The organism is Vibrio sp. SNU_ST1 (genome assembly GCF_030563405.1).
GTDB lineage: Bacteria > Pseudomonadota > Gammaproteobacteria > Enterobacterales > Vibrionaceae > Vibrio.
The window spans coordinates 2,663,010-2,680,270 of sequence record NZ_CP130748.1; the positions used below are offsets into that span (position 1 = coordinate 2,663,010).

The window sequence follows — 17,261 nt, forward strand, 5'->3', positions numbered from 1 at the left end:
CTAGAGTGAAGCGCATCTAAAGTAAAGAAAAGTGATTAGTCGATTTTAAGCTCTTGAAGCATCGACTCTGGTAATGCCAATTCATCATTTTTGTTTACAGAGATACCTGCAGCAATGATGACATTAGCAATCTCTTTCGCTTCATCCAAAGAGTGCATCGCAGCTGTACCACATTGGTATTCATTCAACTCAGGGATCTTATTCTGATTCTCAACTTTCAATACGTCTTTCATAGCCGCTAACCAAGCGTCAGCCACTTGCTGCTCAGAAGGCGTACCAATCAAGCTCATGTAGAAACCTGTACGACAACCCATCGGTGAAATATCAATGATCTCAACCGTAGAACCATTGAGATGAGCACGCATGAATCCAGCGTATAAGTGCTCTAGAGTATGGATACCTCTCTCAGATAGGATATCTTTGTTTGGCGCAGTAAAACGCAGGTCAAACACCGTTATAGTGTCCCCTTTTGGGGTTTGCATTGTTTTAGCAACACGAACTGCTGGTGCGTTCATGCGTGTGTGATCAACAGTGAAACTATCTAATAAAGGCATTACTATTCTCCATGACGGTTGGCTTTAAAAAAACCAACTTCGATTGTCTTCTAGTTCTTGACGGCACTGTTTAAGTTGCCATCCATAATCTTTTGCTTGCTGTTCGACTTTGCGAGCCACCTTAATCAACGATGGTTTGCTGTTGTATGATTTGCGCTTATAGCCACCACGGCCTTCATGATAAGCCAGGTATTGGTTATACGGGTCCCATAATGAGATCCCTAACTGACGGCGCGTCTCGCTGGTGTACCAACCGATGAACATTAATGCATCATCAAAGTTGGTTCTCGAACCACCGTTATTGGTCGCCTTTTGGAAGTCTTCCCAAGCAGGGTCTTGGGCTTGTGCATAACCGTAGGCACTGCTTACACGCCCCCAAGGAATAAAACCAAGAATGTAATCTTTAGGCGGGCGCGCATCATGACGAAAGCTGCTCTCTTGTTTCACAAAAGCCATCGCGACGTTAATCGGTGTGCCCCACTCATCTTGCATATCGAGTGCATCTTCATACCACGAAGGGTGCTCTCTGAAGATGCTACATATATTATCTTGCTGCTTAGGTGGAGGCGTCGCACATCCAACTAATAGGCTAGAGACAACACCAACAGTCACGACAGGTAACCATTTTCCACCCACATGAGTAGACTGGCCTAATAAGGCTTGCTTCCTTTCCACCAAAGTCTCGCTATGCTTTTAGATACGAAAAATAATCCGTCAAGAAGCTATCAAAATCTTGCGTGCTTGCTTCTTCACTTTGTTGCTGAGCAGTGACAGAGCGTTGAACTTCTGCTTCCATCAACTCAGCTGAGTAAACTTTATATTGGTGTGCTTTGTGTTGCTGAGCGTACGTTTTTCCATACGCACAGCCAACTTTACCCAAGCCACCTAATTTTTTGGTCTCTTCTAGCAACTGGCCAGAAATGGTCAGCTCTGGGTTATCAATCCAACCTTCAAGCGTATCGCACGTTTCTTGGTATGCACGCCCACCTTGCTCAGCATCCATCAACTCAGCGATAACTCGAAGATCTTTGAATACATTTTTAGCCCAGTCTTGCAGAGACAGTCTTTCGCCATCACAACCAATCTTGAGCTCTAAACCAACCTGACGACCTTCTAAGATCACCTTATTCCAGTTATCGCGCCAGCATTCAAGCTCGCAGTTATCCATCTCAGCAGAGTCTGATAACACGCTCCACGTTAAGAATAGATCTAAGAAGCGAACTTGCTGTTCATTGATACCAATTGAACTGAATGGATTTACGTCTAAAGAGCGAACCTCGATGTACTCAACACCAGCACGAGCCAGTGCTTCAGATGGTTTCTCGCCACTTTTCGCCACACGCTTAGGACGGATTGGAGCATAAAGCTCATTCTCAATTTGCAGTACGTTGCTATTTAGCTGACGGTATTCCCCATCAACCTTAGTGCCAATCTCCGCGAATTCTTCAGATGGTGTGCGAATCGCTTGATTCAAACCTTCAAGGTATTGGTCTAGGCTGTTGAAACCAATCTTCAATACACTTTGCGCACTGTTGGTGTAACCAAGGTCACTTAAGCGCAATGCCGTTGCTTTGGGTAGATACAGTGTTTCTCCAACCTTTTCAAAAGGTAGGTTGGTTTCTCTTCCTTTGATAAAAGAAGAACATAGCGCAGGTGAAGCACCGAAGAAGTATGGGATTAACCAACCAAAGCGGTAGTAATTACGAATCAAACCGAAGTACGCATCTGATTTAGCTTCGCAACGCGCTTCTTCGGTTTGCTCTCCAAACAGACTGTCCCAAAAGCTTTCTGGGAAAGAGAAGTTGAAGTGAACACCCGAAATAATCTGCATCAGACTACCGTAGCGACGCTTTAGGCCTTCACGATATAGCGTCTTCATCTTACCGTTGTTAGAAGTACCGTATTGCGCTAGCTGAATGTAATCTTCACTCCCCACATAACAAGGCATAGAGAGTGGCCACAGCTTTTCGCCGTCTAACTTGGTTTGCGTGAAGTGATGGATATCAGACAACTGATTCAAAAGCGTCGGAACGTCGTTAGAAACAGGCGTGATAAACTCCAGTAGCGACTCAGAGAAATCGGTCGTTACCCATTCGTTCATCAACGCAGATCCTAAAGCCTTAGGGTGCGGCCCAGTAGCAAGATGCCCATCTTCCGTGTAGCGCAATGTTTCCCTTTCAACACCACGACCAAATTGAGAGAAGGTCTTAGGGTTGGTTGCAACTTGCTTTAGTCGCGCAGCAAAATCAGTCAAAATTCTGTTCACTTATCTTATATTGTTCTTATTAGAACTATCATAAATTAGGTTGGAGGAGAAAAGTAGAATCTCTTCCCTCCCCCTTTAATGTGTACTCTAACGAATGATTTCAAGCTCTTCTATTGGAATATCTAACTTTTCTAATTGAGGGCGCAGCGAAGTCGCGTCACCAACAACAATTATTTGATAATCATTCGGGTCAAACCATTTCTTCGAGAGCTCATTTAAAGTCTCTTTTGAAACCGTTTCTACTATCTGGTTGCGCTGCTGTAGGTAGTCGTCATCAAGGCTCAGCGCAACAATATTACTCAACAATCCAGCCTTTTGGCTTGGTGTTTCGTATTTAAGCGCATCTTGTTGACCGACGGCAAGGCGCATAAATTTCACCTCTTCGTCAGTTAATCCACTCTGACTAAATTCATTTAGCTCAGCAATAAACTCTTGAATCGATGGAACCGTCGCATTGGCTCTAACTTGAGCACTAAACACTACCGCACCAGTTTCACGCGTACTCGCAAAGTATCCGCTTGCACCGTAAGTGTAGGCTTTGTCTTCACGCAGGTTCTGGTTGATACGGCTATTGAAGTTACCGGCTAAATTAAAGTTAGCCAATTGACTTAAATACAATTCACCGGTCGCATCAAACGGTAACCCTTTACGAACTAAGCGTACAATACTTTGTGGTGCTCCCGGCTTATCCACTAAGTACAAGTTCTGGCCCGAAAGCTCCTTGATGATCTGTGGACGAGTGAGTGGTGCAGCGTCACCTTGCCATTCTTCAAAGAACTGAAGCTGCTTTCCAACCTCCTCCTTCGAGATGTCCCCTACAATAACAATATTAGCTCCCTCAGGAGTATAGTGCTGACTGTAAAACAGTTTTACATCGTCTAGAGTTAACGATTCTAGAGAGTCCTTGGTGCCATCACTCGCTCGACCAAAAACAGTGCTACCGAACAACACTTCTCGGGTTGCTTGAGAAGCCATCCAGCTCGGTTGTTGATGCTGGTAGACTACGCCTTCTAACATCTGACTCTTAACGCGTTGGAAATCTTGAACATCAAACTTAGGCTCGAATAGAACTTCTTGCACGATAGCTAAGGTTTGAGGTAGGTTTTTCTCTAACGTCGAGACTGAAATATCTGTGGTATAGCTGCCGGCACTAATGCTAACGCTACTACCAAGCTTATCTAAGGTAGCCTGTAACTCTTCAACCGTTCGTTTAGTCGAACCTTCTTCCATCATCGATGCAGTTAGATTCGCCAAACCCTCTTGACCTTTACCAACATAGCGCTCACCCGCAGGGAGTTGAATCTGTAGCTGCACTGTCGGCGTTTCGCTGGTCACAGTACCAATCAAGTCAGTACCATTAGCAAAATGCATGCGATACAGCTCAGGCATGGTCGCTTCAACACCAAAGTTCACTTCAGGCATCACGCTGCGATCAAATGTGTTCGGTGCCTTTCTGAAATCCAATTGTTCTTCTGTCACCTTGCTGTATTCAGGAAGGGTACGAGCAGGAGTGCTAAATGTAGCCTCGCGAACCGCTAAATCGAGTTTTTTCTTAGGAACCACACTCAAGGTAACCTTGTGCTTACCTTCGATAAAATCTTGATACGCCTTGCTTACGCTTTCAGGGGTAACAGCTCGGATTTGATCGAGTTGTGATTCAATACGATCAGGCTGGCCATAGAAGGTTTGATTTGACGCGAGCTGTGAAACCTTGCCTCTAACACTTTGCAGTGCAAACACCGCATTCGCTTCAGCCATGCCGGTAATTTGATCTAGACGATCTTGTTCCACACCACCTTTCGAGAATTGTTCTAGGGTTTCCATCAGTTCTTTATTTAGAACTGTCAAATCCCCTTTTTCACCTGAGTCCCCCATCGCATAGACATACATAGTACAAGCGAGCTCAGCACAATCGTGGAAAGAGCCTGCACTCACCGCTTTTTGCGTTTTTACAAGGTTTTGGTACAGATAACTGTTGGTCCCTGAACCTAACACGTTAGACAGCGCATTCAGTGAAGCTTGCGTATCTTCACCCCGGTAGGTTGTTGGCCAACCAACAAGCACCATCGGCTGACGAACGTTGTCTTCTAAGGTGATGTACTTATCTTCTGCTAGAACAGCTGGTTGCTTCTCAGCAGCCTTAACTTCCGGACCTTGAAGGATTGGGCCAAAGTACTTATTAACCCACTCTAGCGTGTCATCAACGTCGATATCACCACCGATAGTCAGTACCGCATTATTTGGGCCGTACCAACGTAGGAAGAACGCCTTAAGGTCATTCACATCAACACGGTCTAGATCTTCCACATAACCGATTGGTTGCCATGAGTAAGGGTGACCTTCAGGATAAAGCGCTTCACCCATGCGTTCCCACATCAAGCCATAAGGACGGTTTTCATAACTTTGAGCACGTTCGTTTTTAACCGTGCCTCTTTGAACTTCGAATTTCTTCTGAGAAACCGCATCCAATAAAAAACCCATTCGGTCTGATTCTAACCACAACATTTTCTCAAGTTGGTTAGATGGAACGGTTTCAAAGTAGTTAGTACGATCACGGTTAGTGGTGCCGTTTAACGAGCCACCCGCTTCGGTAATGATCTTAAAGTGCTGCTGGTCACCGACGTTCTCAGAGCCTTGGAACATCATGTGTTCGAAGAAATGAGCAAAGCCCGATTTGCCTATTTCTTCACGAGCTGAGCCGACATGATAGGTCACATCCACATGCACAAGAGGATCAGAATCATCAGGAGAAAGAATAACTGTCAGGCCGTTTTCAAGCTGATATTTGGTGTAAGGGATCACCACTTTATCTTTAGAAGGCTTAACCTCTTCTAACAGAGTGACACCTTCAGGTAACGAGGAAAAGAAGGGTGTTGAGCTAGGTACATTGTAAGAACAGCCTGCAATGGCGATAAGAGAAAATGTACCAAGTAAAACCTTTTTCATGGGTTCTCCTTAGAAAAAACCGAAGTAGATAGCAGCAAGTAAGCTGTAGCGAGCGGCTTTGCCAATCGCTATCAAAATAACGCTAGGAATAAATTTCATTCTTAACCAACCCGCAGCTAAGCACAAAGGGTCACCAATGATCGGCAACCAACTGAATAACAGTGTCCAATAGCCATAGCGGCTCAGCCAAGCCATAGCCTTATGACCATGCTTTTCAGATTGAGTTCGATTAGGCAGCCACAAACCAATCCAATAGTTGGTCAGCCCGCCTAAAGTATTACCGAGTGTCGCCAGAAGAATGATTGATGATGTTGAGAACTGTTCTAAGCTCAATGCTGCCACAAGGCTTGCTTCTGAGCCCCCAGGTAACAATGTGGCACTCAAGAAGCCACTAATGAAGAGCACCCACAGCGCCGAGTCAGAAAACCACAACGCTATGTTTTCAAAAAGAGAATTAAAGAACTCTAGCACTGCATATCAACCTTCTTGCATTTTAAGTAATACCTTGCCTCTGGTGTGTCCGGTTTCTACTTGTAGATGCGCCGACTGTGCTTCATCTAACGGGTAGATAGTTTGAATTTCTGTTTTGAGCAATCCTACGCTAACCATGTAAAGCATAGTGTCCATTTGCTCTGGATTTGGCTCAACGAGCATACCTGAAGCGGTGAAACCCAATAATGTCGCTTTCTCGCAAATTAATTCAGCAGACAGCGTAGGCACCGTTACCACTCTCGCACCATCTTTCAAACACTTCAACGCATCAAGCGCGGTATCACCCCCCACTAAATCAATCAGTACATCAACATCAGAGACTCTTTCCGATGCTGGCGCAAATTTATAGTTAATAGCATGAGCCCCTAACGTAGCAAGGTAATCAAGGTTGGCTTCGCTGCAGGTCGTGTAAACCTCAGCTTTTGCAGCCACTGCGATTTGAACCGCAAGATGACCAACGCCGCCGGCGCCCGCTAAGATAAGTACGCGATCGCCCTCTTTCACTTCCGCTTTGTTAAGCGCTTGTGCTGCGGTTTGGCTAGCGAGTGGTAATGCTGCAGCTGCTTCTAACGCAACCGAGTCTGGGACCATACTTAATGCGACCTCTGGAACACACACATACTGGCTATAACCGCCACCTTGCAGTGGAAAACCAATAAAGCCAGCTACGTTATCACCAACAGTAAAACGCTCTGCCTGTTCGCCTAGCGTGACAATTTGCCCTGAAATATCGTAACCAGGTACCCAAGGAAGGTTATCTTTATTCTGTGCCGCGGCCCAACCAAGGCCAGCTCGGGTTTTGACATCAATAGGATTAATGCCTGAAAAGGAAACTTTAACCACCACTTCTCCGGCCTTAGGCTCAGGAATAGCACTGGTTTGAATACTGAGGTTTTCGACGCCGCCGAATTGAGTAATCGCAATCTGTTTATTTTCCATTTCCACATTTCCTTGATTGATAGAAGCCCTGATGAGTAAGCACCCTAATTAATAAAAAGAAAGGGATGCGAAAGCATCCCTTTGACTATAAACCATTTAATAAGGCGAAGTTAACCGCTCATGCGTAAATTGACGACCAATTAACGTAACGAGCAGCATAGCCAAGTAACTCATTAACCTACGAGAGCTAATAGGATACCCGCAGCAACGGCACTACCAAGTACACCCGCTACGTTCGGACCCATCGCATGCATCAACAGGAAGTTCTGAGGATTTGCCTCAAGTCCAACCTTGTTTACAACACGAGCCGCCATCGGAACCGCTGATACACCAGCTGCGCCAATCAGTGGGTTAATGTCTTCTTTCGAGAAGCGGTTCAGCAGCTTCGCCATCAATACACCACCAGCCGTACCAATACTAAACGCCACCGCACCTAAACCTAAAATACCTAGCGTCTCTAAATTCAAGAAAGTATCTGCTTGAAGCTTAGAGCCAACACCTAGACCAAGGAAAATAGTCACAACGTTAATCAGTTCGTTTTGGGCTGTTTTTGAAAGACGATCAACCACACCCGCTTCACGCATTAAGTTACCCAAACAGAACATACCTACTAGAGGGGTTGCTGAAGGTAGGAACAAAATCGTCATCAGCAGTACAGCTAGCGGGAAAAGGATCTTCTCAGCTTTGCTTACATGACGAAGTTGAGCCATCTTAATTTGGCGCTCTTCAGGAGACGTTAACGCTTTCATGATTGGTGGCTGAATAATAGGAACTAAAGCCATGTAGCTATACGCCGCTACCGCAATCGCACCTAATAGATCAGGAGATAGCTTGCTCGCCAAAAAGATCGCGGTTGGGCCATCGGCACCACCAATGATCGCAATTGACGAAGCATCTGCCATTGAGAACTCCATTCCTGGTACATAGTTCAGCAAGATCGCGCCAAATAGCGTTGCGAATATACCAAACTGAGCAGCTGCCCCGAGCCACAGTGTTTTAGGGTTAGCAATCAACGCACCAAAGTCCGTCATAGCTCCAACACCCATAAAGATCAGCAGTGGGAAAATGCCAGTTTCAATACCAATGTAGTAAACGTAGTAAAGCAAACCGCCGGGATCCGTGAATCCAGCATTTGGAATATTGGCTAATACAGCACCAAAACCAATAGGTAACAGCAGTAAAGGTTCAAACCCTTTGCGAATTGCCAAAAACAACAGTGAGCAACCAACCAACATCATACAGATCTGGCCGAACTCAAAGTTAGCAATCCCTGTTTCAGACCATAAGGTCATCAATCCTTCCATGGTACTCCCTTACGCTAAGCTTAGTAGTGGAGCGCCTACAGTAACTGCATCGCCTTCTTTAACATTCAATTCTTGAACGATACCACTGCGAGCAGCTCGAACTTCCGTTTCCATTTTCATCGCTTCTAGGATCAGCAGAACATCACCTTCGGCCACTTCAGCACCCGCCTGAACGATGACTTTAAAGATGTTGCCGGCCAATGGAGCTGGAACTGCTTCTGCATCAGAAGCCGCAGCAGGTGCTGCTTGGGCCGCTTGTGCTGGTTTCGCAGATGGAGATACCGATGTCAGTTCACCTTGAGGGCCAACCTCAACATCATAAACTTGACCATCAACCTTCACGCTGTAGCTCTCAATACCGCCAGCAGCAGGTTGTGGTGCAGCCGCAACAGGAGTTGCAGCTTCAGCCGTTGGTGCAGGTTCAAATGCTTCAGGGTTGTGACGGTTTTTAAGGAACTTAAGGCCCACTTGTGGGAATAGTGCGTACGTCAGTACATCATCAACGGTATCTTCAGCGAGTGAAATACCATCTGATTTCGCTTTTTCTAAAAGGTCAGTCGTTAACGTATCCATTTCAGACTTAAGTAAATCAGCAGGACGACACGTGATTGGCTCAGCACCATCTAACACTTTCGCTTGCAGTACAGCATCAACTTCAGCAGGAGCTTGACCGTATTCACCTTTCAGTAGACCCGCAGCCTCTTTAGTGATGCTCTTGTAGCGCTCACCCGTTAGAACGTTGATAACCGCTTGAGTACCGACAATCTGAGAAGTAGGTGTTACCAAAGGAATGTAACCCAACTCTTTACGTACGCGTGGGATCTCTTCTAGAACTTCATCCATGCGATCGGCAGCGCCTTGCTCTTTAAGCTGGCCTTCCATGTTGGTTAACATGCCGCCAGGAACTTGAGCGATCAAGATTCGAGAATCGACACCTTTAAGCTGGCCTTCCCATTTCGCATACTTTTTACGTACATCACGGAAGTAAGCCGCGATTGGTTCGATTTGGTCTAGTTTGAGATTCGTGTCGCGCTCTGTGCCTTCTAACATAGCAACAACCGTTTCGGTTGGCGTATGCCCGTAAGTACAGCTCATTGAAGAAATAGCAGTGTCTAGAATATCAATACCCGCTTCAACGGCTTTAACCGCTGTTGCTGTCGATAGACCCGTTGTCGCGTGGCTATGCAATGCTAGAGGAACGTCACACGATGTTTTGATACGTGTAATCAGCTCTTCCGCTTCATAGGGTTTTAATAAACCTGACATATCTTTGATGCATAGTGAATGACAACCTAGATCCTCTAGGCGCTTAGCCAAATCAACCCACGTATCTGAGTTGTGAACCGGACTGGTTGTGTAAGACAACGTACCTTGAGCGTGACCACCAACATCAATCGTTGCTTTCACTGCGGTTTCAAAGTTACGTACGTCATTCATCGCATCAAAAATACGGAATACGTCCATGCCGTTACTATGGGCACGTTCAACAAACTTTTCTACTACATCATCCGCGTAGTGACGGTAACCCAATAAATTTTGACCACGCAGTAGCATCTGCATTGGTGTGTTGGGCATCGCTTTTTTCAGCTCTCGCAAACGTTCCCACGGATCTTCTCCAAGAAAACGGATACACGAATCAAACGTTGCGCCGCCCCAAGTCTCAAGTGACCAGTAACCGACTTTATCCAGTTCTGCCGCAATTGGCAGCATATCTTCGATACGCATACGAGTAGCAAATAGTGACTGGTGCGCGTCACGAAGTACCACATCTGTGATAGCTAGTGGTTTAGACATGCTCATAAACTCCTTTTTAATCCTTTAAATGCTACTTAGCAGTAGACGCACGGTATTGATGAACCGCGGCCGAAATTGCTGCCACTACCTGTGGACTAACAGCTGAAGGGTTTGATTGTGATTTTTGAATTTTTTTAGGTGCTGCGATCGGCTCCGGTACTTCTTCTGGTACCAGTTTTGACATCAACCGAACGAGGTAAACTAGAATAGTTAAGAAAATAAAGACAACGGACATCCCCGTTATCATTAGAGTCGCCGCATCTCCTAGCAGGCTTCCAATATTAGTCATGTTGCTTCCTTTCTTCGTCATCCTGACATAGGTGCAGGATTTCAGCGAATAGTGATCCCGACCCATGGATTATCTCGATTGGTAAAAGTTTGTCAATTTTGTTTAAGGTTCTGTTACGGATAACGCACACATAAGGTTAATTATTCGCCTATCAGATCACATAAATCTGTCAAATGAGTCATTTTTAGATATTTAAACTGTGACTTAAACGGGGCTTTTAGGAGAAATGATATGAGAAAGGTGGAATAACAAAGAAGCAATCAAGAATCACTTTAAATACAACAAGTTAAAAATACTTAAATTTAACATTATTGCAACAACATTACAACGGACATAAAAAAAGCCTCGTAAAAACGAGGCTTTCTCTAATAATGTGGTGCGCCCTGGAGGATTCGAACCTCCGACCGCCTGGTTCGTAGCCAGGTACTCTATCCAGCTGAGCTAAGGGCGCAACGGTTTCGATATTGAGCTGTTAGTTAAGGCAATAAGGCAGTTAATACTATAAAGCAAAACTAAATGTTCAACATCAGGATTAATGAAAACCCTAAATAGTGGTGCGCCCTGGAGGATTCGAACCTCCGACCGCCTGGTTCGTAGCCAGGTACTCTATCCAGCTGAGCTAAGGGCGCAACGGTTTCGATATTGAGCTGTTAGTTAAGGCAATAAAGCAGTTAATACTATAAAGCAAAACTAAATGTTCAACATCAGGATTAATGAAAACCCTAAATAGTGGTGCGCCCTGGAGGATTCGAACCTCCGACCGCCTGGTTCGTAGCCAGGTACTCTATCCAGCTGAGCTAAGGGCGCAACGGTTTCGATATTGAGTATGAAGTTAAAACTAAATATTCAACATCAGGATTAATGAAAACCCTAAATAGTGGTGCGCCCTGGAGGATTCGAACCTCCGACCGCCTGGTTCGTAGCCAGGTACTCTATCCAGCTGAGCTAAGGGCGCAACGGTTTCGACATTGAGCATCAAGTTAAAACTAAACATTCAACATCAGGATTAATGAAAACCCTAAATAGTGGTGCGCCCTGGAGGATTCGAACCTCCGACCGCCTGGTTCGTAGCCAGGTACTCTATCCAGCTGAGCTAAGGGCGCAACGGTTTCGATATTGAGCATCAAGTTAAAACTAAACATTCAATATCAGGATTAATGAAAACCCTAAATAGTGGTGCGCCCTGGAGGATTCGAACCTCCGACCGCCTGGTTCGTAGCCAGGTACTCTATCCAGCTGAGCTAAGGGCGCAACGGTTTTGACATTAAGCTTTCAGTTAAGGAAATAAAGCAAAACTAAACGTTCAACATCAGGATTAATGAAAACCCTAAATAGTGGTGCGCCCTGGAGGATTCGAACCTCCGACCGCCTGGTTCGTAGCCAGGTACTCTATCCAGCTGAGCTAAGGGCGCACGGTATCTTCAAGAGAAGAAGTTGTGAAATATATCACATTCTGTTTCTACGAAACAAAAAAAAGGCCATAGGCCTGTAATGAATGGCGGTGAGGGAGGGATTCGAACCCTCGATGCGGCTACAAACCACATACTCCCTTAGCAGGGGAGCGCCTTCGGCCACTCGGCCACCTCACCTTATTCATTATTCTCGAAACACTTACAAGTAAGAGTAAAGAGAATGGTGCGCCCTGGAGGATTCGAACCTCCGACCGCCTGGTTCGTAGCCAGGTACTCTATCCAGCTGAGCTAAGGGCGCACATTATTACTTCTGTGTTTGCTTGCAAATTCAAACGTGCAAGAAATGGCGGTGAGGGAGGGATTCGAACCCTCGATGCGGCTACAAACCACATACTCCCTTAGCAGGGGAGCGCCTTCGGCCTCTCGGCCACCTCACCGTCTTGCGGAGGCACATATTACGTTTTACCGAAAATATGTCAAACACTTTATTGAAAAAAATTGGACAAAAACACTCAACCGTTTGCTATTTAATCAAAGCGCTTGCAAATTGAACTTATAAGCTTCAAATCGCGCTTTTTCCCTTAAAAATTAAGGTGAAAGATTGGCAATAATAAATAGCCGAAAACAATTATCTAATTTATCCAGCAGCAAGTGCTACCGCTGTTTGCACAATACTACGGGATGCGTATTTGCGCCATAGGGGAAGCTAACAAATCTTGAGTTTGCGCAGACAAAATACCGTGTAATAGCGATGATCGATCCTATTTGTATTTCATAACGTCATAAAGCTCTCACTTCACCGCGTTGAGACTAACCCGCTACCACCTCATCGATGTTCACATACGTATTTCCATTCCCCCAAGATCAAAAAAGGCTAGCAACAATGCTAGCCTCTTCTCTACGCAAAAGTATTAGTAGTTGCCAGGTGCAACGTTACCATTACCTTTTTCAGCTTGAATGCGCATGTAGATCTCTTCACGGTGAACAGATACTTCTTTAGGTGCGTTAACACCAATACGTACTTGGTTACCTTTAACGCCTAGTACAGTAACTGTTACTTCGTCACCAATCATCAGTGTTTCGCCAACGCGGCGAGTCAAAATTAGCATTCTTTGCTCCTTGAGTAATCTCTAAATTTATCTAGCTACGCGAGCATTATCCAACAAAAGTTATATTTTCGTAAACTATCGATTGAGTTTATTTAACCAAAATGCACTTCTTTTTTAGGATAACCCTGTGTTTCACGCGCTACGATGTATGCATTGTGTAATATGTTAGCAGCCATATCGACTTGCGTTGGTGATATCACCAAAGTTAAAGACTGCTGTTGCAATAAGTGATGCTGTACATCAATTTCGCCTTCAGACAACAATCCATGTGAACTGACCACAATTTCTTGTGTTCGGCTTCCTACCACAGTTAACAAACTAACCTGTTCACTATTACGGATTTTCTCGTCAAAAACTAGTTTTAATTTAGCACTAATGTCCGGTTTGATAATGAGTGCTGCCCGTTCTGTTTCCTCGATCACACTACAGACTTCAATCCCTAATAAATGGCAATGCGACATGAGAGACGGTAAATCTTGATTCAAACACTCGATGCGAACCATATCTCTTTGAATAGCTATCCCAGCAATATCATTCAAACAGTCATTACCCGCGATAAGAGTTCCCTCGCCTTCTTCAAAGCTCGAAAGCACTCTCAATGGTACATTATGTCGCCACGCATGTTGAACACATGGAAGGTGTAAAACCTTAGCGCCTCTGCGAGCCATTTCTTCCATAGAGGGAAAGTCTAAGGTATCTAATTTCTTAGATTGCTTAACCACTCTAGGGTCGCAGGAATATACGCCATCAACATCGGTATATATCTGACACTCTTTCGCTTGAAGGGCGCCCGCCAACGCAACGGCTGTGGTGTCTGAACCACCTCGCCCTAAGGTTGTGATATCACCTTTCGCATTAACGCCTTGAAAACCTGCAACAATGACAATCTGGTCATCATCTAACAGCGCTTTAATAGGAGCGGTATCAATACGCTCAATCGTCGCATTATTATGATTAGAATCGGTGTGTATTTTGGCTTGATAGCCAGTCATCGATGTCGCTTCATAACCCAACTTGTGCAACGTCATCGCTAACAAAGCCATGGAAACTTGTTCTCCGGCCGTCAACAGCACATCCAACTCTCTAGCGTTTGGTACGCTATCAACTTGTGAAGCTAAGTTAACTAACCGATTTGTTTCACCTGACATAGCAGAAACGACAACCAGGATCTGGTTCCCTTCATTTTTCGCTTCAATGATTTTTTCTGCTACATGATGGATTCGTTCAATTGAACCCACCGACGTTCCACCAAATTTCTGCACGATAAGAGGCATTTTCACCCGTCCTCACCTTCCCAAGACCAATGTCTATATATGACAAAAAAACACATACTCCGCGTCAGAGCGAAGCAATAAAAAATTAACCAAGGAGTCTAACGCAACCATTAAACTTCTTGGTTAATCTCAATCAAACCTGATTAAGAGACTCTTCTACTAGTCAAAATAAAGATGCCCAATCATCTGATTGGGCATCTTTTTATCAATTACTTAAGCTTAAAGACGCTCTTCAAGCCAAATACGTACTGATTTAAGCGCTTCAGGTAATGCTTCAACGTCAGTACCACCCGCTTGAGCCATATCTGGACGACCGCCGCCTTTACCACCAACTTGCTCAGCAACCATCTTAACGAGGTCACCCGCTTTAACTTTGCCGATAAGGTCTTTAGTTACGCCAGCAATCAGGCCAACTTTACCGTCTGCTACGTTCGCGATCAGGATGATGCCGCTACCTACTTGGTTTTTAGCGTTATCAACCATAGTACGTAGGTTCTTGTTGTCTGCACCTTCAATGGCAGCAACCAGTACCTTAGTACCAGAGATCTCTTCTACTTTACCCATGATGTTTGCACCTTCAGCTGCAGCCATCTTTTCTTTAAGCAGTTGGATTTCTTTCTCTAGAGATTTCGCTTTCTTAGCTGATTCAGCAAGCTTCTCTTCGTAAGCGTTAGCCTGAGCTTCTACTGCATCTAGAGCAGCTTCACCCGTTACCGCTTCAATACGACGAATACCTGCAGCGATACCACCTTCTGAAGTGATCTTGAATAGACCGATATCACCCGTGTTGCTTGCGTGGATACCACCACAAAGCTCAGTAGAGAAATCGCCCATAGACAGAACGCGAACTTCATCATCGTACTTCTCGCCAAACAGTGCCATCGCACCTTTTTCTTTCGCTGACTCGATGTCCATGATGTTAGTTTCAATCACATGGTTCTTACGAACTTGTGCGTTAACTAGACGCTCTACTTCTTTAATCTGTGCTGGTGTTACCGCTTCAAGGTTAGAGAAGTCAAAACGTAGGTTGTCTGGCTTAACTAAAGAACCTTTTTGAGCAACGTGCTCACCTAGAACTTCGCGTAGTGCAGAGTGAAGTAAGTGAGTTGCTGAGTGGTTTAGTGAGATAGCAGCACGACGCTCAGCGTCAACCGTTGCTTCTACTTTATCGCCTTGAGCAAATACACCTTCAACTAGCTCACCGTGGTGAGCAAATGCGTTACCTAGCTTCTGAGTGTCTTGTACTTTGAATAGACCAGATGCTGTTTTTAGCGTACCAGCGTCACCACATTGACCGCCTGACTCTGCGTAGAATGGTGTCTCTTCAAGGATGATGATTGCTTTGTCGCCAGCCGATAGTGAAGATACTTCTTCGCCGTCAACGAATAACGCAGAAATCTCACCCGCACCTTCAGTACCTGTGTAACCACAGAACTCAGTGTTAGTGTCTACTTTGATCGTTGCGTTGTAATCAGTACCGAACTGACCCGCTTCACGTGCACGCTTACGCTGTGCTTCCATCGCCTTCTCAAAGCCTTCTTCATCGATAGTAAAGTCGCGTTCACGAGCTACATCGTTAGTAAGGTCAGCTGGGAAGCCATATGTATCGTAAAGTTTGAAGACTGTTTCACCGTCAAGCTCTTTGCCTTCAAGTGCGTCTAATGCGTCGTTAAGGATAACCATGCCACGCTCTAGCGTGCGACCAAAGTTCTCTTCTTCAATGCGAAGTACTTTTTCAACAAGCTCTTGCTGTTTCTTAAGTTCATCTGCAGCAGAACCCATCACTTCAGCCAGTACACCTACAAGCTTGTGGAAGAACACGCCTTGTGCACCAATCTTGTTACCGTGACGAACTGCACGACGAATAATACGACGTAGAACGTAGCCACGACCTTCGTTTGAAGGCATAACGCCATCAGCGATTAGGAATGAACAAGAACGGATATGATCAGCAATAACGCGCAGCGATTGGTTAGATAGGTCGTCATGACCCACAACTTCAGCTGTCGCTTTGATTAGCTTTTGGAATACATCAATTTCGTAGTTAGAGTGAACGCCCTGCATGATTGCAGAAATACGCTCAATACCCATACCAGTATCTACAGCTGGCTTAGGTAGCGGTTCCATAGTGCCGTCAGCATGACGGTTGAACTGCATGAATACGTTGTTCCAGATCTCGATGAAACGGTCACCATCTTCTTCAGGTGTACCAGGACGGCCGCCCCAGATGTGCTCACCGTGATCGTAGAAGATTTCAGTACATGGACCACAAGGACCTGTATCACCCATTGTCCAGAAGTTATCAGATTCAAACTTCTTGCCGCCTTCTTTGTCGCCGATGCGAACAATCTTGTCAGCTGGGATGCCCACTTTCTTGTTCCAGATTTCGAATGCTTCGTCATCTGTCTCGTAAACCGTTACTAACAGGCGCTCTTTTGGCAGACCTAGTGTTTCAGTCAGGAATTCCCAAGCAAAGCCAATCGCTTCTTCTTTGAAGTAGTCGCCAAAGCTGAAGTTGCCTAGCATTTCGAAGAACGTGTGGTGACGAGCCGTGAAACCTACGTTTTCAAGGTCATTGTGTTTACCACCCGCACGTACACAACGCTGAGCCGTAGTTGCTCGAGTGTAGGCACGTTTTTCGGCGCCTAAGAAGCAATCTTTGAATTGGTTCATACCTGCGTTAGTGAATAGCAGGGTTGGATCGTTATGTGGAACTAACGATGAACTGTCTACGATTTGGTGTTCTTTGCTCTCAAAGAACTTAAGGAACGCGTTGCGAACCTCATCAGTGCTCATGTACATGCAGCTCTTCCTGAAAATAGTCGAGTTAGAATTTTGCCGTATTGTAGATCATGGTTAAGGCTTCGACTAGTTTTCTTGTA

Annotated in this window: 12 protein-coding genes and 10 tRNA genes; all 22 read right to left on the reverse strand. The window is 45.2% G+C overall.

Annotated elements, in window-relative coordinates:
* Positions 1-35: 35 nt before the first annotated feature.
* The gene (luxS, locus tag Q5H80_RS11600) at positions 36-554 is read right to left on the reverse strand and encodes an S-ribosylhomocysteine lyase (RefSeq protein ID WP_304564841.1); all 519 of its coding nucleotides are present in this window, start codon (positions 552-554) and stop codon (positions 36-38) included.
* 24 nt (positions 555-578) lie between these two features.
* Positions 579-1,229, reverse strand: a complete 651-nt coding sequence (locus Q5H80_RS11605) for a hypothetical protein (RefSeq protein ID WP_304564842.1) — start codon at positions 1,227-1,229, stop codon at positions 579-581.
* A gap of 10 nt (positions 1,230-1,239) precedes the next feature.
* A complete protein-coding gene (gene gshA / locus Q5H80_RS11610; protein WP_304564843.1) occupies positions 1,240-2,808 on the reverse strand; it encodes a glutamate--cysteine ligase in 1,569 nt (522 codons plus the stop codon).
* Positions 2,809-2,907: 99 nt separating this feature from the next.
* Positions 2,908-5,766 carry a pitrilysin family protein gene (locus tag Q5H80_RS11615; protein WP_304564844.1) on the reverse strand — a complete coding sequence of 953 codons (2,859 nt, stop codon included), beginning with the start codon at positions 5,764-5,766 and terminating at the stop codon, positions 2,908-2,910.
* 9 nt (positions 5,767-5,775) lie between these two features.
* On the reverse strand, positions 5,776-6,237 hold the full coding sequence (locus tag Q5H80_RS11620; protein WP_017097357.1) for a YqaA family protein: 462 nt from the start codon (positions 6,235-6,237) through the stop codon (positions 5,776-5,778).
* A gap of 6 nt (positions 6,238-6,243) precedes the next feature.
* Positions 6,244-7,197 (reverse strand): NADP-dependent oxidoreductase, encoded by a 954-nt coding sequence (locus Q5H80_RS11625; RefSeq protein WP_135444290.1) that lies wholly within the window; start codon positions 7,195-7,197, stop codon positions 6,244-6,246.
* 173 nt (positions 7,198-7,370) lie between these two features.
* On the reverse strand, positions 7,371-8,501 hold the full coding sequence (locus Q5H80_RS11630; protein ID WP_009847617.1) for a sodium ion-translocating decarboxylase subunit beta: 1,131 nt from the start codon (positions 8,499-8,501) through the stop codon (positions 7,371-7,373).
* Between the two features lie 9 nt (positions 8,502-8,510).
* Entirely contained in the window at positions 8,511-10,295 is a 1,785-nt protein-coding gene (oadA, locus tag Q5H80_RS11635; RefSeq protein WP_304564845.1) for a sodium-extruding oxaloacetate decarboxylase subunit alpha, read from the reverse strand.
* 31 nt (positions 10,296-10,326) lie between these two features.
* Positions 10,327-10,584: an oxaloacetate decarboxylase subunit gamma gene (locus Q5H80_RS11640; protein WP_004741884.1), complete on the reverse strand. Its 258-nt coding sequence runs from the start codon at positions 10,582-10,584 to the stop codon at positions 10,327-10,329.
* 374 nt (positions 10,585-10,958) lie between these two features.
* Positions 10,959-11,035, reverse strand: a tRNA-Arg gene (locus Q5H80_RS11645).
* Between the two features lie 101 nt (positions 11,036-11,136).
* A tRNA-Arg gene (locus Q5H80_RS11650) sits at positions 11,137-11,213 on the reverse strand.
* A 101-nt stretch (positions 11,214-11,314) separates the two neighbouring features.
* Positions 11,315-11,391 (reverse strand) — tRNA-Arg (locus Q5H80_RS11655).
* 71 nt (positions 11,392-11,462) lie between these two features.
* Positions 11,463-11,539 (reverse strand) — tRNA-Arg (locus Q5H80_RS11660).
* Positions 11,540-11,610: 71 nt separating this feature from the next.
* Positions 11,611-11,687, reverse strand: a tRNA-Arg gene (locus Q5H80_RS11665).
* A gap of 71 nt (positions 11,688-11,758) precedes the next feature.
* Positions 11,759-11,835, reverse strand: a tRNA-Arg gene (locus tag Q5H80_RS11670).
* Between the two features lie 84 nt (positions 11,836-11,919).
* Positions 11,920-11,996 (reverse strand) — tRNA-Arg (locus tag Q5H80_RS11675).
* Positions 11,997-12,080: 84 nt separating this feature from the next.
* Positions 12,081-12,173: transfer RNA gene (locus Q5H80_RS11680), tRNA-Ser, on the reverse strand.
* 44 nt (positions 12,174-12,217) lie between these two features.
* Positions 12,218-12,294: transfer RNA gene (locus Q5H80_RS11685), tRNA-Arg, on the reverse strand.
* Positions 12,295-12,340: 46 nt separating this feature from the next.
* Positions 12,341-12,433: transfer RNA gene (locus Q5H80_RS11690), tRNA-Ser, on the reverse strand.
* 474 nt (positions 12,434-12,907) lie between these two features.
* Positions 12,908-13,105, reverse strand: coding sequence for a carbon storage regulator CsrA (gene csrA, locus Q5H80_RS11695; protein ID WP_009847619.1), 198 nt, complete (start codon positions 13,103-13,105; stop codon positions 12,908-12,910).
* A gap of 92 nt (positions 13,106-13,197) precedes the next feature.
* Positions 13,198-14,379: an aspartate kinase gene (locus tag Q5H80_RS11700; protein ID WP_009847620.1), complete on the reverse strand. Its 1,182-nt coding sequence runs from the start codon at positions 14,377-14,379 to the stop codon at positions 13,198-13,200.
* A 219-nt stretch (positions 14,380-14,598) separates the two neighbouring features.
* Positions 14,599-17,181 carry an alanine--tRNA ligase gene (gene alaS, locus Q5H80_RS11705; RefSeq protein ID WP_304564846.1) on the reverse strand — a complete coding sequence of 861 codons (2,583 nt, stop codon included), beginning with the start codon at positions 17,179-17,181 and terminating at the stop codon, positions 14,599-14,601.
* Positions 17,182-17,261: the final 80 nt, after the last annotated feature.

Bases quoted from the DNA above. Each gene is read 5' to 3' on its own strand.
- luxS (WP_304564841.1), bottom strand. From the start codon at position 554: ATGCCTTTATTAGATAGTTTCACTGTTGATCACACACGCATGAACGCA.
- Q5H80_RS11615 (WP_304564844.1), bottom strand. From the start codon at position 5,766: ATGAAAAAGGTTTTACTTGGTACATTTTCTCTTATCGCCATTGCAGGC.
- Q5H80_RS11625 (WP_135444290.1), bottom strand. From the start codon at position 7,197: ATGGAAAATAAACAGATTGCGATTACTCAATTCGGCGGCGTCGAAAAC.
- Q5H80_RS11630 (WP_009847617.1), bottom strand. From the start codon at position 8,501: ATGGAAGGATTGATGACCTTATGGTCTGAAACAGGGATTGCTAACTTT.
- oadA (WP_304564845.1), bottom strand. From the start codon at position 10,295: ATGTCTAAACCACTAGCTATCACAGATGTGGTACTTCGTGACGCGCAC.
- Q5H80_RS11640 (WP_004741884.1), bottom strand. From the start codon at position 10,584: ATGACTAATATTGGAAGCCTGCTAGGAGATGCGGCGACTCTAATGATA.
- csrA (WP_009847619.1), bottom strand. From the start codon at position 13,105: ATGCTAATTTTGACTCGCCGCGTTGGCGAAACACTGATGATTGGTGAC.
- Q5H80_RS11700 (WP_009847620.1), bottom strand. From the start codon at position 14,379: ATGCCTCTTATCGTGCAGAAATTTGGTGGAACGTCGGTGGGTTCAATT.
- alaS (WP_304564846.1), bottom strand. From the start codon at position 17,181: ATGTACATGAGCACTGATGAGGTTCGCAACGCGTTCCTTAAGTTCTTT.